Source organism: Paraglaciecola aestuariivivens (assembly GCF_052983255.1).
Window position 1 is genome coordinate 133,016 of record NZ_JBRKBA010000009.1, and the last position, 19,451, is coordinate 152,466.

The 19,451-nt window shown below is 41.4% G+C and carries 12 protein-coding genes; 7 read left to right on the plus strand and 5 right to left on the minus strand.

All coding sequences use genetic code 11. The annotated features are described in order from the left end of the window. Positions 1–173 precede the first annotated feature (173 nt). Positions 174–713 carry a PH domain-containing protein gene (locus tag ACVCDT_RS13660; protein WP_447133342.1) on the plus strand — a complete coding sequence of 180 codons (540 nt, stop codon included), beginning with the start codon at positions 174–176 and terminating at the stop codon, positions 711–713. Then, the gene (locus ACVCDT_RS13665) at positions 706–2,289 is read left to right on the plus strand and encodes a PH domain-containing protein (protein ID WP_447133343.1); all 1,584 of its coding nucleotides are present in this window, start codon (positions 706–708) and stop codon (positions 2,287–2,289) included. Before ACVCDT_RS13660 ends, ACVCDT_RS13665 begins: the two co-directional genes overlap by 8 nt. 59 nt (positions 2,290–2,348) lie before the next feature. Here the strand turns inward: ACVCDT_RS13665 and dnaJ are convergent, their stop codons facing one another. The 3 genes from dnaJ to grpE form a co-directional block, all read right to left on the minus strand. After that, positions 2,349–3,485 carry a molecular chaperone DnaJ gene (dnaJ, locus tag ACVCDT_RS13670; RefSeq protein ID WP_447133344.1) on the minus strand — a complete coding sequence of 379 codons (1,137 nt, stop codon included), beginning with the start codon at positions 3,483–3,485 and terminating at the stop codon, positions 2,349–2,351. A gap of 159 nt (positions 3,486–3,644) precedes the next feature. Then, positions 3,645–5,570, minus strand: a complete 1,926-nt coding sequence (gene dnaK / locus ACVCDT_RS13675) for a molecular chaperone DnaK (RefSeq protein ID WP_447133345.1) — start codon at positions 5,568–5,570, stop codon at positions 3,645–3,647. 142 nt (positions 5,571–5,712) lie between these two features. After that, positions 5,713–6,330 (minus strand): nucleotide exchange factor GrpE, encoded by a 618-nt coding sequence (grpE, locus tag ACVCDT_RS13680; protein WP_447133346.1) that lies wholly within the window; start codon positions 6,328–6,330, stop codon positions 5,713–5,715. A 198-nt stretch (positions 6,331–6,528) separates the two neighbouring features. On the opposite strand from grpE, the gene ACVCDT_RS13685 reads away from it, so the two are divergent. After that, positions 6,529–9,903: a PAS domain-containing hybrid sensor histidine kinase/response regulator gene (locus tag ACVCDT_RS13685; RefSeq protein WP_447133347.1), complete on the plus strand. Its 3,375-nt coding sequence runs from the start codon at positions 6,529–6,531 to the stop codon at positions 9,901–9,903. A 438-nt stretch (positions 9,904–10,341) separates the two neighbouring features. On the opposite strand, the gene ACVCDT_RS13690 is transcribed toward ACVCDT_RS13685, so the two are convergent. Together ACVCDT_RS13690 and ACVCDT_RS13695 are read right to left on the minus strand one after the other, a co-directional pair. Next, on the minus strand, positions 10,342–10,992 hold the full coding sequence (locus ACVCDT_RS13690) for a response regulator (RefSeq protein ID WP_447133348.1): 651 nt from the start codon (positions 10,990–10,992) through the stop codon (positions 10,342–10,344). 134 nt (positions 10,993–11,126) lie between these two features. After that, positions 11,127–13,466 carry a TonB-dependent receptor gene (locus tag ACVCDT_RS13695; protein WP_447133349.1) on the minus strand — a complete coding sequence of 780 codons (2,340 nt, stop codon included), beginning with the start codon at positions 13,464–13,466 and terminating at the stop codon, positions 11,127–11,129. Positions 13,467–13,671: 205 nt separating this feature from the next. On the opposite strand from ACVCDT_RS13695, the gene ACVCDT_RS13700 reads away from it, so the two are divergent. From ACVCDT_RS13700 to ACVCDT_RS13715, 4 genes are all read left to right on the plus strand, one after another. Continuing rightward, positions 13,672–14,967: a GntP family permease gene (locus ACVCDT_RS13700; protein ID WP_447133350.1), complete on the plus strand. Its 1,296-nt coding sequence runs from the start codon at positions 13,672–13,674 to the stop codon at positions 14,965–14,967. Positions 14,968–14,985: 18 nt separating this feature from the next. Continuing rightward, positions 14,986–16,191 (plus strand): E22 family MetX-like putative esterase, encoded by a 1,206-nt coding sequence (locus tag ACVCDT_RS13705; RefSeq protein WP_447133351.1) that lies wholly within the window; start codon positions 14,986–14,988, stop codon positions 16,189–16,191. 19 nt (positions 16,192–16,210) lie between these two features. After that, on the plus strand, positions 16,211–17,257 hold the full coding sequence (locus ACVCDT_RS13710) for an extracellular catalytic domain type 2 short-chain-length polyhydroxyalkanoate depolymerase (RefSeq protein WP_447133352.1): 1,047 nt from the start codon (positions 16,211–16,213) through the stop codon (positions 17,255–17,257). Positions 17,258–17,410: 153 nt separating this feature from the next. Continuing rightward, a complete protein-coding gene (locus ACVCDT_RS13715) occupies positions 17,411–19,210 on the plus strand; it encodes a cation:proton antiporter (protein ID WP_447133353.1) in 1,800 nt (599 codons plus the stop codon). Positions 19,211–19,451 lie beyond the last annotated feature (241 nt).

Sequence of the window (19,451 nt, forward strand, 5' to 3'; positions counted from 1 at the left end):
TTATTTTGACTGTTTTTATAAACTTAAACAGGATAAACAACTAAACAAAGCTAAACATGCTGGTTTAGTCTAATATTTTTGCCGAATTAAAGGTTGCTTGATTTAAGCTTTGAATCGGGTACTTTAGATAGATTCTTTAATGCCAGATAGCCTTTAAATTATGAGTACGAACTTTGACTAACCTTGATAGCCATTCATGCATGGGGGTTGAATCAGAAGACAGCCTAACTAACCTAGCCCCACAACCATTAGCCAAAAATTATGCCTTGATCAATTTGCTGGTAGGCATAATTGGAATAGTGGTTTTGGTATTAGTTGCCTTAGGTATTTATTGGCAGCCTGTATTTCCTTTATCTACCGGACAAAAAAACACCCTGACATGGATTATTGGTTCAGTGATACTTATTAGTAGTTTGATTACCCTTTATCAATTCGCTGCTGACAAGCGCAAATTTTATGCATTACGTGACTCTGACCTGCACTATATGAGTGGATTGTTTTTTCGCAAAGTGGTGAGTCAACCCATCACTCGTATTCAACACGTAGAGTTAAAGCGCGGCCCGATAGATCGCAAAAAAGGCTTAGCTAAGTTACAAGTGTTTAGTGCAGGAGGCGCATCTCATACTTTCGAAATTCCAGGCTTACCAGTAGCGAAAGCCGAATCCATTCGCCAGTTCATCTTGCAGCACAAAGATATGCTAAAGCATGGATAACGCCCTTAGCCCCATAGAGCCTGAAAACAACGCCGACAAAATGAGTATTTTTTGGCAAAGGTTATCCCCTATAGCCATGTTATATTTTGCTAGCGAGGTGATAAAACATATAGGCAGTAATTTTATCTACTTAATTCCTGCCTTTGCAGTGAGTTATAAAAGCATTATGTCTAATCCTTATATTGGACTACCTGCTGTTTTGATTTTACTTGCCTTGTTAGGCTTTTTTGCTTTGTTGAGTTTTAAAGTTTATCGCTATCGCTTAACTGAACACCATATTGAAATTCGCTCAGGGGTTTTTAATAAAACCCATATCAACTTGCCTTTTGACCGGGTGCAGAATGTTAAAATTGAACAACCTTTTTACTATAGGCTAAGTGGTCACGCCTGCGTTCAACTAGATACGGCTGGCTCAGCAAAAAACGAAGCCAAATTGGTGGCGATAAAATTAGATTTAGCCGAACAACTCAAGCAACGTATTGGGCAATATGTTGAACAACAAAAATCAACTGATAGTCAGCTTAACCTAAATCAAACCGAGCAAAACACTGCCCAAGCCCAAGAAGTTTTGCTAAATCACAGAAGTTTAAGTGACTTAATCATTCATGGCATCACAAGCAATAGAATTTGGATACTATTAGGCGGATTAGCGCCTTTTTACGACAATATTATAAAATTTATCAACCAAAGACTTAGGGATATGGGGGTAGATTTATCCGGCTTATTTAGCCTGCAAAGTCACAGCATTGTTGAAGTGATTTTATACACCATCAGCTTGACTATGGTGATTATGTTAGTGCTGGTTAGTTTTTCTGTTGCTGGCGCTATCATTAGTTATTACGGCTACACTTTACATAAATTTGGTGATAAATACATACGTCGTAGCGGGCTGATCACTAAACATGAAGTGAGTATGCGTTTAAGCCGTTTACAAATGATAGTCAGTAAACAAGACTGGTTAGATAAGTTGTTAAAGCGGAGCAATCTTAAACTTGAACAAATTAATCCAAACAGCAATAACTTAGACGCTGCGGCTCAGCACAGTAAAATAATTGTGCCATCTGTAAAGCCCAATGAATGCCAAGCTATTATTGAAGATGCACTTCCAGGCAACAGACTGACTCAGCTGATCCAGACCAAGCAATTTAAATCCATAGATAAAAAGTTTATTGTGCGTTACCTAGGTTACATCTTTACCCCAATATTTTTAGGACTGATAACAATTAACTTAATAGATCAAAAAATGCCTTTGGTTGGGGTATTTATAGGCGGCTATTTGCTCTGTGCCCTGTTAGTCATAATGCGTTATAGACGTTGGGGGGTAGCGTTTGACCAAGACTACACTTACATTCGCAAAGGCCTATTTGGGGTAGATTATTATTGTTTTCCTAATTATAAACTGCAGCAATGCCAGTTTAAGCAAAGTGTGTTTATGCGTAGAAAACAACTTGCCAGTGTCACTTTTGTTTTAGCCTCTGGTGCCATTAGTGTGCCTTTAATAAACCAAGCTTTGGCTTATCAATTAGTTGACCTTGGGTTAGCCCAAGCTAATAACAGTCAACACTCCTGGATGTAACTAAAATTAGCCCATAAAAAAGCCGCAATTAAGCGGCTTTTTTGCTGTTTAATGGGCAATTAATTGGTTAAATCATCAAAAAACTTTTTTACGCCATCAAAAAAACCGCTTTCTTTGGGGCGATTTTTGGCCACATCTTTACCTGTGCCCATGGAGTTTTCTAATTCTTCAAGCAACTCTTTTTGGCGAGTACTTAAATTTACTGGTGTTTCAATTACCACCTTACAAATTAAATCCCCCACACTGCCACTACGTACAGATTTCACACCCTTATTACGCAAACGGAACATTTTACCGGTTTGGGTTTCAGGGGTAACTTTAAGTTTGACCTTACCTTCTAAGGTAGGCACTTCAATTTCACCACCTAAGGCAGCACGAGTGAAACTCAAAGGCACTTCACAATACAAGTTGTTGCCTTCTCGGGTGAATATTTTGTGATCCCTTACATGTACTTGTACATATAAGTCGCCAGCAGGCGCACCTGTTTCACCGGCTTCGCCTTCACCTGATAAACGAATACGATCACCCGTATCCACACCAGCAGGCACTTTAACCGATAAGGTTTTGGTTTTTTCTACGCGCCCTTGACCATGACAAGCATTACAAGGATCTGAAATAATCTTACCTTTACCAGAACAAGTCGGACAGGTTTGCTGAACGGCAAAAAAGCCCTGACGCATTTGTACTTGGCCCTGACCATGACATGTAGGACAAGTAGTTGGGCTAGAGCCTTTTTTCGCCCCTGAACCATCACAAGGTTCGCAAGCTACTAAAGTGGGTACGCGAATTTCAACGCTTTTACCTTTTACCGCTTCTTCAAGAGATAGCTCTAAGTTGTAACGTAAATCGGCGCCTTGACGTGCACGAGACTGACGACCGCCCCCTCGACCTCCGCCAAAAATATCACCAAATACATCACCAAAAATATCACCAAAGTCAGCACCATGGCCGCCACCGCCACCACGATTAGGATCGACCCCGGCATGACCATATTGGTCGTAGGCCGCACGCTTTTGCGAGTCGGTAAGAATTTCGTGTGCTTCTTGCACTTCTTTAAATTTTTCTTCCATAGCTTTATCGCCCTGAGTTCTATCAGGGTGATATTTCATCGCTAGGCGCTTATAAGCCTTTTTAATTTCGCGTTCGGTGGCACTTTTTGCCACGCCTAACACTTCGTAATAATCTCGCTTCGACATCTTAATTTGTTATCCTGCGGTCATTAACCAGCTATTTTAAATCCCACCTATAACTGATTATTTTTGTCATTTCTTAAACAAACAAGGCGCAGTCAGTGTGACCTGCTGCGCCGAGCCAAGCTACTAAGCGAACTTAGTAGCCAGATGGATAATCAAAAATTACTTTTTATCGTCTTCTTTGACTTCTTCAAACTCAGCGTCTACCACGTCATCTGCTTCAGATTTAGCACCAGCATCAGTCGCTTCTGGGCCAGCACCTTCAGCTTGCGCTTTGGCTTGTGCCACTTCCATAAGTTTGGCAGAAGCTTGGATTAGCTCTTGAGTTTTCGCTTCGATGGCGTCTTTGTCGCCTTCTTTCACTGCTTCTTCAAGGGCTACAACCGCTGCTTCAATTTGGGTTTTGTCTTCTTCGCTAAGAGCATCACCCGCTTCTTCAACCTGCTTGCGTGTTCCGTGGATCAGACCATCAGCTTGGTTGCGCGCTTGCACTAGTTCTTCAAATTTAGCATCAGCATCTTTATTGGCTTCAGCGTCACGTACCATTTGTTCTACTTCTTCTTCACTTAAACCAGAAGACGCCTTAATGGTAATTTTCTGCTCTTTACCTGTGTCTTTATCTTTAGCCGACACATGTAAGATACCGTCAGCATCAATATCAAAAGTCACTTCGATTTGTGGCGCACCACGTTGTGCTGGACGAATACCTTCTAGGTTGAATTGACCTAGTGACTTATTGCCCGTGGCTTGCTTACGCTCACCTTGTAACACGTGAATGGTCACTGCAGATTGGTTATCTTCAGCCGTTGAGAAAGTTTGTGACTTTTTAGTAGGCACAGTAGTGTTCTTCTCAATAAGAGTGGTCATGACTCCACCCATAGTTTCGATACCTAGTGATAAAGGCGTTACGTCTAATAACAATACGTCTTTTACATCACCCGACAATACACCACCTTGAATCGCAGCACCTACAGCAACCGCTTCATCAGGGTTAACGTCTTTACGAGGCTCTTTACCAAAGAACTCAGACACATACTTTTGCACTAATGGCATACGTGTTTGACCACCTACTAGAATGATATCGTTGATATCACCTACAGATAGGTCTGCATCGGCTAAGGCCTTTTTAAGCGGCTCTAAGGTAGCTTTAACCATAGACTCAACCAAAGACTCTAACTTGGCACGGGTCAACTTAATAGTTAAGTGCTTAGGACCTGAGGCATCAGCTGTGATGTAAGGCAAGTTAACTTCAGTTTGTTGAGCAGAAGATAATTCAATCTTAGCTTTTTCACCGGCTTCTTTTAAACGTTGCATAGCTAATGGATCTTTACGTAAATCCATGCCAGATTCTTTCTTGAACTCTTCAACTAAGTAGTTAATGACTTGGTTATCAAAGTCTTCACCACCTAAGTGTGTATCACCATTAGTGGCTAATACTTCAAAAGTGTGCTCGCCATCAGCTTCGTCGATTTCGATGATAGAGATATCAAAAGTACCACCACCTAAGTCGTAAACTGCAACCACACTGTCGCCTTTTTTCTTGTCCATGCCATAAGCAAGGGCAGCAGCAGTAGGCTCGTTAATAATACGTTTAACTTCAAGACCAGCAATTCGGCCTGCATCTTTAGTTGCTTGACGCTGAGAGTCGTTAAAGTAAGCAGGTACAGTGATTACCGCAGCTGTTACTTCTTCGCCTAAATAGTCTTCAGCGGTCTTTTTCATCTTTTTCAGTACTTCAGCCGAAATTTGTGGCGGTGCCATTTTTTCGCCTTTTGCTTCAACCCATGCATCGCCATTGTCAGCTTTGACAATTTTGAAAGGCATGATGTCGATATCGCGTTGTACTTCTTTGTCTTCAAAACGACGACCAATTAAACGCTTAATCGCAAACAGTGTGTTTTGTGGATTGGTTACCGCTTGACGCTTAGCAGGTTGACCTACTAAGGTTTCGCCGTCTTGGCTGTATGCGATAATCGAAGGAGTTGTACGATCCCCTTCTGCATTTTCAATGACTTTTGCTTTGTCGCCATCAAGTACTGCAACACAAGAGTTGGTTGTACCTAAATCAATACCAATGATTCTACCCATTGTTTTATCTCCAAAAAAATTGTTCTTAAAAGCTTGTACACTTTGTGGGGTTATTCTTTAGGTTTTCAACATCAGCTTGAAAAAAAACCTTCACAAAAATGCAATTATTTTTAACTTGCTAACACTTTTTAAATAAAAGTGCTTAGGCTTGAGTATCTACCCCACCTTCTGGTGCGCGTGTCACCATAACCATGGCTGGGCGTAATAGTCGGCCATTGATCTCATAACCTTTTTGCATGACTGCCATAACTGTATTGGCTGGCAAATCTGCATTTTCTTGCATAGACATAGCCTGATGTTGTTCAGGGTTAAAAGGTTCACCTTGTGGATCTATGACTTTCATGCCAAATTTTTCAATGGTGCTAACAAAAGACTTAAGCGTTAATTCAACCCCATCTACTATTGGTTTAATTGCTTCATCTTCTGGATTCGCAACCTGTAACGCGCGCTCTAAATTGTCGGCTACGGGCAATAATTCACCGGCAAACTTCTCTAAAGCAAATTTACGCGCTTTATCAATTTCACCTTGCGCACGTTTACGCGCATTGTCGGCTTCGGCTATAGCACGCATCACTGAATCTTTTTGTTCGCTAACTTTTGATTCGGCTGCAATTACTGCGGCTTCAAGCTCAGCAATACGTTGCTGCTCTTCAGTTAGCTCTACACTTTCTTCTTCAGTGTTTTCTTCAGGCGCTTTTTGCTGACCCTCAAGGCCTGCTTCTAACTCTTCACCTTGAGGTGGTGTTTGTTCTTTTGACATGCTTAGCTCCGTATACTCTTCAAGCAAATTTTTTAACTGCACTGTTAATGGGGTTATATTTTTCAGCTTCAAGGGAAATTTTGATGTTTTTTGCCTTGTTTAGCAGTCAACTAGGTTACAAAAGCTGCACACTTACCTTTAAAAAGCTAAGAACTAAGGGTAAAGTACTGAAATAATTAATTATTTTTAATAATACCCATGATCAATGTATGGACGGTTTCGGCATTAGTTCTGTGTTATTTATTGATTTTATTTGCCATCGCGTTTTGGGCAGATAAAAGATACAAAGGCCAGCAACAACACCCTTTCATTTACAGTTTGGCGCTTGGGGTGCATTGCACCTCTTGGGCATTTTTTGGTACCACTACCCAAGCCACCCAATATGGTTGGGCATTTGTACCAACCTACTTAGGTGTGATTTTGGTGTTTTTATTTGCCCAACCTGTGCTGCGCAAAATCAGTGCCTTGTGCCATCAACATCAAGTCAGCTCCCTTGCTGATTTTATTAGTTTACGTTTTGAAAAATCTTATCTGCTAGCAGCGCTAGTCACTTTATTGTGCTTAGTGGGTGTTATTCCATACATTGCCCTGCAATTAGACTCGGTTAGCCATAGTGTGGCTGTACTAGTGGGCATAGATGTGAACTTTAGTGACAACATTGGGGCCTACGTTGCTATATTTATGGCACTTTTTGCAATTTTATTTGGAACTCAGTCACTCAGTGCCAGTGATAAACACCCTGGCTTAATGCTAACCATAGCCTTTCAATCTGTGGTTAAGTTACTGGCCTTATTAATTGTTGGGGTGTACATCTGCTACTTTATGTTTGATGGCGTGTTAGATTTATTTGGCCAAGCGCAATTGCATCCTAAAAGTCGAGAAATCATTCAGTCAGACTCTGCCCCTTGGATATATCTAAGCCATATGTTGCTGGGCATCTGCACCATGTTTTGTTTACCTAGGCAATTTCATATTAATTTTGTTGAAAACAACGGCAATGAAGAGTTGCGCACTGCGCGCTGGATGTTTCCTTTGTATTTGTGCCTAATGACACTCTTTGTGTTACCCATTGGTATTGCTGGGCATATTCTCTTTTCAAATGACGCGCAAATTAGTACCGACATCTACGCCCTTGCTTTACCTATGGCGGGGCAAAACAGTAGCGTTGCTGTAATTGCCTTTATTGGTGGCTTATCTGCTGCCACCAGTATGGTAATAGTGGCCACCCTAGCTATGGGCATAATGATCACCAATAACTTAGTTACACCGCTTAGGTTAACCATACAGTTACAGCGCTGGCGTCAGCATAACCTTACCCCTAAAGCGGTGTTATTTACTCGCCGAGCCACTGTAATTGTGGTAATGGGGGTGGCCTATTTATATCACTTAGACATAAGTCAAAGTGCGTCTTTGGTGAAAAGCGGCATTATTGCGGTGGCCCTACTGTCACAAACCTTTCCAATTATAATTGGCGGATTATATTGGCCTAAACGTAACAAACAAGCGGCCATGATAGCTTTATTGGCAGGCGCTTGTTGTTGGGCCTATTGGTTATTGTGGCCAAGTATTAAGGCTAGTTATTATTTTGACCCCGCCCCAACAGATGCCGATCTAGCCAGCGGATTTGTCTTAAGTTTATTGATCAATCTACTGTGTTTTGTGTTGTTAAGCTTGTTATTACCGGGTAGCAAAAAACAACAAGACGGCCAACAAGCCGAAGAAGAAATGGCTAGCCTAAATCACGCCACTAAAATTTCTAAGTTGTTAACCGTAACCGAAAAAGTACTAGATCATGAACGTCATCAATTTTTACTCAAAAATCTGCCCGCCGAACAATCCTCTGGTTACGCTAGCCCTAAATTATTAGCCAGCGTAGAAAATGAAATTGCCAACCAAGTGGGCAACGTCAGCGCAAGAATACTGTTATCGGCCATAGCCGAGAAAAAAGACGTGGCCATAGCTGAGTTGGTGGAATTAGTAGAAGAAGCTAGCCAAACCTTCCATTTTAATCACGAAGTTTTGCAATCGTCAGTGGAGCATATTCAACAAGGTATTTGTGTAGTAGACGTAAACCTAGCTTTGTTGGCGTGGAACCAAAGGTACGTAGAACTATTTAACTATCCAGCCAGCCTAATGAAAGTAGGTTTGCCCATAAAAGAGTTATTACTGTTTAATGCCAAGCGCGGTTTATTTGGCAAAAAAGAACAAATTGAAGCTGAAATTGAAAAACGTATGCAATATTTACGGGTTGGTAGTCATTACAAATTTATTCGTAAACAAGAAAATGGCCAAACTATAGAAGTAAATGGTAGCCCACTACCTGGTGGTGGCTTTGTAACAACTTACAGCGACATTACCGACTACATTAATATCCAGCAACAATTGCAACAGTCGAAACAAAACTTAGAGTCGCGAGTAAACGAGCGTACCGCCCAATTGCAAAGTGCCAACTTAGCTTTAGACGAAGCGCGCCGCGAAGCAGAAAAAGCCAACGATAGTAAAAGTAAATTTTTGGCCGCAGCCGGGCATGACCTTATGCAGCCTTTTAATGCTGCTAGTTTGTTCGCTTCGTTAATCAAAGAAAAAGCAAGTAGCCAAGATATGTTGGATATGAGCAATAACTTGATCCAATCGTTAAACAATGCCGAAGAGTTACTCTCGACTTTATTAGATATGACCCGCTTAGACTCAGGGGTGCTCACTACTAATATTCAAGCGTTTAAAATTAATGACATATTAGCGCCTTTGGTAAAAGAGTTTTCCTTAATCGCTCAGCGTAAAGGAATTCAAATTCATTACGTTCCTAGCAGTTGTTGTGTTGTTTCAGATAGAAAGCTATTAAGACGCGTATTACAAAACCTTATCTCAAACGCAGTTAGATACACAGATAGCGGCAAAGTATTAGTAGTCGCTAAACGTCAAAATGCGTTTATTAAAGTGCGGGTATACGACACTGGGAAAGGCATAGCCAAACATCAACAACAAGAAATATTTAAAGAATTTAATCAATTAGATAAACAACCTAATAATCAGGGCTTAGGTTTAGGTTTAACCATAGTAGAGCGGATCAGCGCCTTGTTAGGCCATCCCATAGCCTTAAAGTCTGATGTAGATAAAGGCAGTTGTTTTGAAATTACCGTTCCCAAGGGCGCTAAATCTCAAACCACTATCATCAAAGATAGTTCAACAGTAACAGTCTCCAACCAATTGCTATTAGGTAAACAAGTCATGGTCATAGAAAATGACTTAGATACTTTAGCTGCGGTAGAGCGTTTGTTATCGAGTTGGGGTGCCAAAGTGACAGCTGTGAATAACATTCAAGACGCTATAGATAAAAGTCAGCACTGCCCAGATTTACTGTTTTTAGATTATCACCTGAACAATGGCGAAACCGGCATTTTAGCTGCTGTAGAGGTGCGCAAAAAGTGGAATAAATCTATCCCTGCAGTATTAAGCAGTGCCGATAGAACAGAAGAAACTCGTAAACAAGCCATTGATAATCAATTGCATTATTTACCTAAACCGATAAAGCCCGCAGCATTAAAACGTTTTATTAAATCACTGAATCTATAATTAAATGCTAATTTTAACTAGTACTGAATTGTTGTAGCTCATACCTGAGCATAACGTTTTAGCCATTAGGTTTAGAGGTTAGTTGGAAAATTGCTATGAGTGAGAAGCGTCAAATGTCTTGGCTAAGGCGTATGGCAAGTTCACTGAGAAAGCAGGCACTGCCTAACTAACGTTTACTCCCCGTCGTTCTCGCGAAGGCGGGAACCCACTGCAACATCTGTGAAATGGCGTATATATTAAAATTAACACTACAGTAGCTTGTTAAAGGTTCCCGCCTTCGCGGGAACGACGTGTAATAACTTGAGTATCCTCACCGTCAGCTATCTGCTAACTAGAGCCGTTATTTGATTAATTAGGAGATGACTCCTGGTGGCACCAAGCAGAGATTCCCAATCGAGTTGGGAATGACGTTGGTAGGCACCTTTACGACTGTCACATTTATTCGTTTTCTAGAGTACTCATCACGCTTTTAAACATTACGCCTGCTTGAGTACGGTTATTAAAACCTAATTTATTTAGTACGGCTGATACATGCTGTTTGATGGTTGACTCACTTACCTGTAATTCATAAGCAATTTGTTTATTTAACAATCCGTCTGCCATTAGCTGCAACACTTTAAATTGGTGCGGGGTTAGCTGTTCTAAGCGTAGGGCAAAGTTTTTGTACTCAGGATTTTCAAAGTGCTGCACTTCGGTTGCCATCTCTTCTGGTACCCATATTTGCCCATCTAAAATTTGCTCTACAGCTTGAGTGATAATAGGTAACGGAGTGGACTTAGGGATATACCCACTGGAGCCAAAATCTATGGCTTTTTTGATGATATCTGGGCGTTCTTCGGCTGACACTATCACCACTAAAATATCGGGGTACAAATTACGTAAAATGGTTAGGCCAGTTAACCCTTGATTACCCGGCATATTTAAATCTAAAAAGACTAATTCAATATCGTGATGAACTTTGAGTAAGTCTAAGGTTTCCTCAAAGCTGGCTGACTCTAAAATTGCATCACCTAAACTACCAGTCACAGCATGTGACAGAGCACTGCGAAATAACGGATGATCATCTGCCACTATGGCTTTTGCCTGCATGAATTTAACCTTTAAGCACAATTTTTTTCGTGTTCAACTAAACGCCTTAATGCGTCACACCATTCTAATTTAATGTCGATAGAATTACACATAAAAAAGGCAGCCTAAGCTGCCTCGTATTAAGCGACTCTTAATTAGAATCGGTAACCAACAGTTAGGCTTACTGTTAACGGATCACCATAATAACCAATTAGAGTATTGTCTCCACCTGTACCAGCAGCATAGCCAGTAGGGTCAGACGGGTCTTCAGTCACAAACTGGTATCCACCTACCACATATTCTTCATCTGTTAGGTTTTTAGCGTGGATGCCACCGTACCAGCTTCCATCTAAACTTGCCCAAGCAATGCTCATATTAAGCAAACCATAACCATCCTGAGTAATTAAGCTATTAGCCGTTTCGGTAATAGTGTAATCATCGCGATAGTAGTAGTTAGCGTTAAATACAAAGTCACCTAAATCATTCGACCAAAAATAATTGGCAGCAAAGTTAGCGGTATATTCAGGGGTGTTGGCAATGGCAAACGAATCGGCAATATCAATTGGGCCATTTTCAGTTTGTTGAATGACTTCTTCAAACTTAGCATCGATATAGCCTAGAGCGATATCAAAAGTTAAGGCTTCTGTCGCAGCATAGGTAATTTCTGTTTCAATACCTTGGCCTTTTGAAGTACCAACGTTACCTAAGATTTGACGTAAATCTTGTGGAGAGGTAACTGGCAACACTGAAATGTACTGGCGATCTTTATGATCTAAAGCAAAGAGCGTTACGTTTGCACGAAAGCTTTCACTTAGGTCACTTTTTACACCCACTTCGAACGAATCAACAATTTCAGGATCAACCGCTGGCTCGTTAATTGATGCACGTGGGTTAAAGGTTCCAGACTTAAAGCCTTGTCCGTAACTAGCATAAAACATAGTGTCGGCCGAGTGTTGATATTCGATACTGGCACTAGGCGTTAAGCGTGACCAATCAGCAACTGCAGGGGCATCTAACACACCATCACCATTAGTATCTGTACCTAGTACATGTGGTACTAATTCACCTGCTGGTCTATCGTATCCAGGGATCCAGCCAGTTGATGGATACACATTAGAGAAAATTAAGCCGTTATTTACTGTGGCTGATTTTTCTTCTTTGGTGTAACGCAAACCTAAAGACATTGACACTTTTTCTGACACATCAAAATTAGTTTGTGCATACACAGCTTGGCTTTCACTGTTGTTACAGCCTGTTACTTCACGGGTTAAGCCAGGGAAACCTATTACACGGCCTAATACACCTAATACCGCATCAAAATTACCGCACGACTCACCGTCATATAAATACAAACCACCAACGATAGAAAAGCTATCAGCCGAGTAGTTTAGGTTAATTTCGTGGGTATCATTGCTGTCTTTGTACTCAGCTGGTACGTCAAAAATATCCAGTGCAGTATTATCAAAGTCTATGTTAGTTGGCGAATAGCCTTCTCTGTGGCTACCAGTATATTTTACTTGCAGTGCATCGCTCACATCATATTGCGCTAACCAGCTGTAGCCTTCTAGCTCCACTTTGTTGTAAGTAGGTAAGCTTGTATAAGAATCATATACACTGTCTGGCACAGGAGCATTGGTTAAACGGCTTGGCAATAAACGGTAGCCGCCTTTAGAGTTAGAGGTATCTTCGGTTTTGTCCCATCTTACACGGAAAAACAAATCATCAGAGGCATGAAACTCTACATTAAAACGTGCTGCCCATAGGTCTTTGTTGTAATTTTCTAAATCTTGATTAGGCAAGGCAGACTCTAAGTATTCGCCAAAACCATCACGATTTAAATCAGCATAACCAAAGCCTACGTACAACTTGTCTTCAATCAAAGGAACTTGGCCAGTTACTTTAATGTCTTTCTGGTTATAGCTACCTAAAGTACCAGCAACATGAAAAGCAGCATCGCCAGTCATTTCTTTGGTCACATATTTAATCGCACCACCTATAGTATTTTTACCATAAAGTGTGCCTTGTGGGCCGCGAAGTACTTCAATTTGTTGCACATCTAATAAATCTAATACTGCACCTTGAGGACGCGCAATGTATACATCATCAACATAAATCCCTACACCAGGCTCATAACCCCAAAGTGGATCTTGCTGCCCTACCCCACGGATAAATGCGGTTAGCGTAGAATTGGTACCACGGCTGTTTTGCAAAGTGGTGTTAGGAGAAAACTGTTGAATTTCAGTCATTACAGAAATGCCTTTATCAAGCAATTCGGCTTCACCAATAGAGGTAACTGAGATTGGAATTTCTTGGAGGCTTTCAGTTTTCTTACGCGCTGTAACTTCTATGCGCTCTAGGCCTTTTTTAGCAGTTTCTTCTTGTGCTAATACATTAGGGCTGGCAAATAACACTGCCCCAACAGCTAACGCACAAAGCGATTGATTAAAGACCTGTTTGCTAGCAGCTAAACGGTCCGCGCTGTTAATTTTGTTCATTGTGTGTCCTCGGATGTCAGTTTTTTTAGTTTTCTATCGTTTTTGTTATTTTCTATTCACTGCGGTCTGACTAACCATAAAACAGAATGGTTATCACGTCCTTAGTACCATAGTACTATGGGCATTATTATGACTTTGTCACACACTTAGCCCATCCTTTCTATTGGGCTGCGGTCACAGACTTAATATTAAAGGAACACATTATATGCTTAGTTTACTTGGCCTAATAGGTGGGTTGTTACTACTAATAGTACTAACTATTCGTGGTGTAAATCTATTTATTGCCGCACCTCTATGCGCTGTTTTAGTGGCGTTAACCAGTGGGTTACCGATATTTATTGGCGACAATAATTTTGTAACAGGATATATGCAGGGCTTTTCTGGCTTTATTGCCGCCTGGTTTTTTATGTTCTTACTGGGCTCGTTATTTGGCAAGTTTATGGAAGATACCGGTGCCGCTGATTCTTTAGCCCGCTGGATAATCAATAAACTAGGTAGAAAACAAGCAGTAGTAGCAGTTGTGTTAGCCTGTGCGGTATTAACCTATGGTGGCGTAAGCGTATTTATTGTAGCCTTTTCGGTTTACCCTATGGCCTTAAGTTTATTTAAAGATGCCAACTTACCTAGGCGTTTTATCCCCGCAGCGCTGGCGTTTGGTTCTGTTACCTTCACTATGACCTCGGCTGGCTCACCAGAAATTCAAAACTGGATCCCAATTAAATATCTAGGCACCTCGCCTTTTGCTGCTTGGGAAGTGAGTTTAGTGGTGTCTATTTTTATGGCGGCTTTTGGTTTTTGGTGGATGGCCAAAATGATCAACAAAGCGGTAGCCAATGGCGAGCACTTTGAATCAAGAGATCACGACCCAGATATTCCAGAGCGCGACTTCCCCCACCCAATTACCGGTATTTTGCCGCTTTTTGTGGTCTTGGTTCTGTCGTTTTTATTACATGAATCCTTACAGCAGTTGGCGTTAATTGTAGCTCTAGGTGGCGGTGTATTAAGCTTGATGATCATTAACTATAAGCATTTTCATAATATGCAAAATGCGGTTACAGCAGGCACCACTGGCGCATTAATTGCCATAGGTAACACTGCCGCGGTGGTGGGTTTTGGCAGTATTGCCAAGTCTACCGAAGCTTTTCAAAGTGCAGTTGAAGTCATGGCCAACATTCCAGGCAATGAACTGATAGGTGCGGCTGTGGCGATAAGTGTGATTGCAGGCTTAACCGGCTCGGCATCAGGTGGCCAAGTAATTGCCCTACCTTTATTGGCACCTGGCTATTTAGATAGAGGGGTTGATCCAGAAGAGCTACATAGAATTGTATCTATTTCTTCTGGGGCCTTAGATTCATTGCCGCATAACGGCTATGTAGTCACCACTATACGTGCGATATGCCAAGAAACTCACCAACAAGCTTATTGGGCTTTAGGGGCGCTTACAGTAGTGGTTCCTCTATGTGGTGTGGCACTGGCCATTGCTCTGTTTAGTATTTTTTAAAAGGTAGCTAGAATAAGCATGAGCATTAAGAACCTTATACACACGCACTTAACATGGCCCTTGGCTTTGCTAGTTTTTAGCTTTAACGCTTTGGCGAATGAGCCGCTTATAGTTAAAAAACAACGCTTTGAAACCCAAAATTTCCACACCTTTAATGGTCAAGTGATCAAACAAGTAGCGGTTGGATGGGAAAGTTATGGGCAACTTAATGCGGCAAAAGATAATGTGATATTAATTACCCATTATTTTTCTGCCAATTCTCATGCTGCTGGCAAATATAGCCCAGAAGATCCGCAGCCTGGCTATTGGGATGCACTTATTGGTCCGGGTAAAAGCATAGACACCAACAAATATTTTGTTATCAGCGTAGATAGCTTAGCCAACCTAAGTGCATATGATCCTAATGTGATTACCACAGGGCCGGCCTCAATCAACCCTGACACAGGCAAACCATATGGTTTAAGTTTTCCTGTGGTAACCATTCGCGATTTTGTAAATGTGCAAAAATTGGTTTTAGAAAGCTTAGGCATTAAAAAACTACATGCTGTGATTGGGGCGTCTATGGGCTCAATGCAGGCCATAGATTGGGCATCGGCTTACCCCGAATGGGTACCCAGAATGGTGTCTGTGATTGGCAGTGGTGCAAGTGATGCTTGGACCACTGCCCTAATTGAAAGGTGGAGTATCCCAATTAAGCTCGACCCCAATTGGCAAAATGGCAACTATTATGACACTACACCTCCTACTCGAGGTTTAGTCGCAGCTTTAATGTTTATTACCCAAGACGCCCTAACACCAGAATTTTTTAATCAGGTTAATCAAAGTTTAGCTCCACAGAACTCTGCGCTTCAGTCGGCACCTTTACAGAGCATTACCGCCTCCCATGGCATAGTTAAATGGTTAGAAAGTCGTGCTCAAAGCCGGGCAAAAAATATGGATGCCAACCATCTTTTATACTTAGCCAGAGCATCACAGTTATTTATTGCAGGGCATGGCCAAAACTTGCAACAAGGACTAAGTCGTATTCAAGCTAAAAGCTTGTTCTTACCTTCTACTAACGATTTATTGTTAATGCCCTATTTAAGTGAACTACCTCACCAACAATTACGAGCTTTAGGCAAAAGCTCACAATTAAAAACCTTAACCGGTGACGCTGGCCACTTAAATGGTGTTGTAAACATTGGCCAACAAGCTAAGGCCATTAAAGAATTTATAGAGCAATAAATCAAAATCAAGGAATAGCATGAAAAACCAGCTTAAATTAATCTGTGGTGTCTCGCTTATTTTGGCAGTGTCTATTGCTATTACCTTGAGCGATTCAATAGCAAAAAGCAGCAAAGGAAAAGATTTAAATAACGGATTAAATCTTAAAACTAACACTATAAGTGTGTCAGGCCTTTCAAGTGGTGGCTATATGGCTAATCAACTGCATTTAGCTTTTTCTGATTGGATTAATAGAGTAGGCATTATTGCTGCAGGCCCCTATTATTGTGCGCAAAACAGCATTAAAACCGCGCTTGAACAATGCGTGAACAAAAGTAATGAAACCCTCAAGCAGCAAAGTATTACTGCCCCTCTTGCCTTTGAAGTGTCTGGACAAATCGCGCCTTTGTCTAATCTTAAACACAGCAGAGTTTGGCTGTTAAGAGGCACAAAAGATAAAAAAATTCATCCTATAGTGACAAACGCCTTACACAATCAATACGCTAACTGGGTAGCCCCTGAAAACATGCAATATATTCAGGACAAACCTTTTGCTCATCATTTTCCCACACTAAATGACGGACAACCTTGCACAACCTCTGCCTCACCTTTTTTAGGTCAATGTGATTACGATGCTGCTGGTGAAATGTTGAACTTTCTTTTTCAAGGCATAGCAACACGTACAGACCAGCCCAAAGGAAAGGTGCTTGAGTTTAATCAACAACAGCTTGGCGGAGAAGCCGCCGAGAGTTTAGCTGAACTGGGTTATGCTTATGTGCCGCAAAGCTGCCTAGAGGGCGAGTCATGTGAAGTACATGTAAATTTTCATGGCTGCCAGCAAAATGCAGAAACCATAGGGCAAGCCTACATTAACCACAACGGCCTAAATAATTGGGCTGACAATAATCACCTAGTGATTTTATATCCACAAACCAAAAACTCTATGTTTATGCCACTTAACCCGCAAGGTTGTTGGGATTGGTGGGGTTACACTGGTGATAATTACGCCACTAAAGAAGGCCCACAGGTCAAAGCTATCAAACAAATGGTGTTGGCCTTAAACGACAATTTAGTAGAGCCTAATTAATAGCCAAGCTAAGCAAAATAAGGTTTTGTACGCCAAGAACCAACATTATTATAGGTAAATTTATACGCCATGTTAGCTAAGCATTGATTTTAATGGCTGACCTGTGCTGATATAGAGCCTAGCTTTGATTTTCTCACTGAAGGTGGGCATAACTTGAACGATCCTCTTATTTCACTCGTAGCAGTTGGAATTATTTCTATTTGCTGCCAATTTTTAGCATATCGCATAAAACTCCCTGCTATTTTACCCCTGTTAATTGTAGGGATCATTGTAGGTCCGGTTACCGGATTACTCGACGCTGACGCGCTGTTTGGGGATTTGCTGTTTCCTATAGTGTCTTTGTCGGTGGCCATTATTTTATTTGAGGGGTCGTTAACCCTTAAATTAAATGATTTAAGTGGACATGGCTCTATGGTCAGAAACTTATGTACTGTAGGTGCATTAATTACTTGGGTGATAGCGGCACCCGCCGCCCACTATGGCTTAGGCATGTCATGGCAAATGGCATTTTTATTTGGCGCTATTGTTACTGTAACTGGTCCAACAGTTATTGTACCTATGCTCAGAACCGTGCGTCCAAGTAACAAAATTGCCAACATTTTACGTTGGGAAGGGATCATTATCGATCCTATTGGTGCCCTCTTGGCGGTGTTAGTTTTTGAATACATAATTTCTGCCCAAGATGCCCTTAGTCACACTTTATATGCCTTTGCTAAAACGGTATCTGTAGGTGTGGTATTTGGTGCCTTATCTGGTTATTTAATGGGCATAGTATTACGCAACAATTGGATCCCACATTACCTCATTAATACCGCAGTTCTAACCTTAATGTTAGGCAGTTTTGCTGCATCAAATGTGATTGCCCACGAGTCAGGCCTGCTCACAGTAACCATTATGGGCATGTGGCTAGCTAATATGAAAAGGGTTGAAGTAGAAGACATTTTAGAATTTAAAGAAACCTTGAGTGTGTTGTTAATTTCGGGCTTGTTTATTTTGCTTGCCTCGCGCATTGAATTAGACACTATGTTAGAACTTGGCTGGGGTTCAATCATAGTACTGCTGGTCATAATGTTTGTCGCACGCCCAGTTTCGGTGTTTATTTCGTCTTTAGGTACTCAATTAAACTGGCGTGAAATTGCCCTACTTAGCTGGATTGCCCCAAGAGGTATAGTGGCAGCGGCAGTTTCAGCGCTGTTTGCCCTTAAACTAGAAGTATTAAATTACGCCCAGGTAGAGCTATTAGTGCCTATGGTATTTTTAGTGATTATCTCTACTGTAGTGATCCAAAGCTTGACGTCGGTAAGAGTGGCAAAACTACTCGGCCAACGCGCCCCTGCCCCTTATGGCTTTTTAATTTTTGGTGGCGGTTTATTTAGCCGCATGTTTGCTAAAGAGCTACAAGAACAAGATGTGCCAGTTCGCATTTGTGATACCAACTGGGAAGCCATAAGGCAAGCTCGCATGGCCAATATACCGGCTTACTTTGGTAACCCTATGTCTGAGCATGCCGAACGTAACCTAGAATTGGGCTTATATGGCACTGTGTTAGTGATGTCGCCCTACAAACAACTTAACCCTTTGGTTACCTATCATTTTGAACATGAGTTAGGTAAAGGCTCAGTTTTGGGCTTAACCGTAAACGAACATCAACAACAACGTGCCAGTCATCAGGTTTCTGAGTCTTATGCGGCTAAGCTGTGTTTGTTTAACGAAGAAATCACCTATGCAAAACTAGCCAGCTATGCCACCAAAGGCGGCATGATTAAAACCACACGTTTGTCTGAAGAATTTAGTATTGAAGACTACGAACAAGAGTACGCTGGACGCTCGATTAAACTCTGCGCCATAGAGCCAAATGGCCGTGTACATATGTATACCAGTGTGAAAGATATACAACCTAAAGCCGAATGGCGGATTATGAGTTTAATTACCGAAAGTAAAACCGCTGAATAAATAAAGCTTTCTACACACCTCGCCACCCTGTATTTTGGTTTATTAACTAAAGGCAGGGTGGTGCTTGTCTACATACAAATAATAGTTATGCGAGTGTTTAGCTGTGAAGTACGCTTTCACTGAGAAAGCGGTCGTTGCACTTGGCTTAAATTTAAAAGCACGCTTCGCGCAATCATCCCTGATTGTTTATGTCTCGAATCCCTTCGAGCCAGTTACTTTTTCTTCAACAGCAAAGAATAAA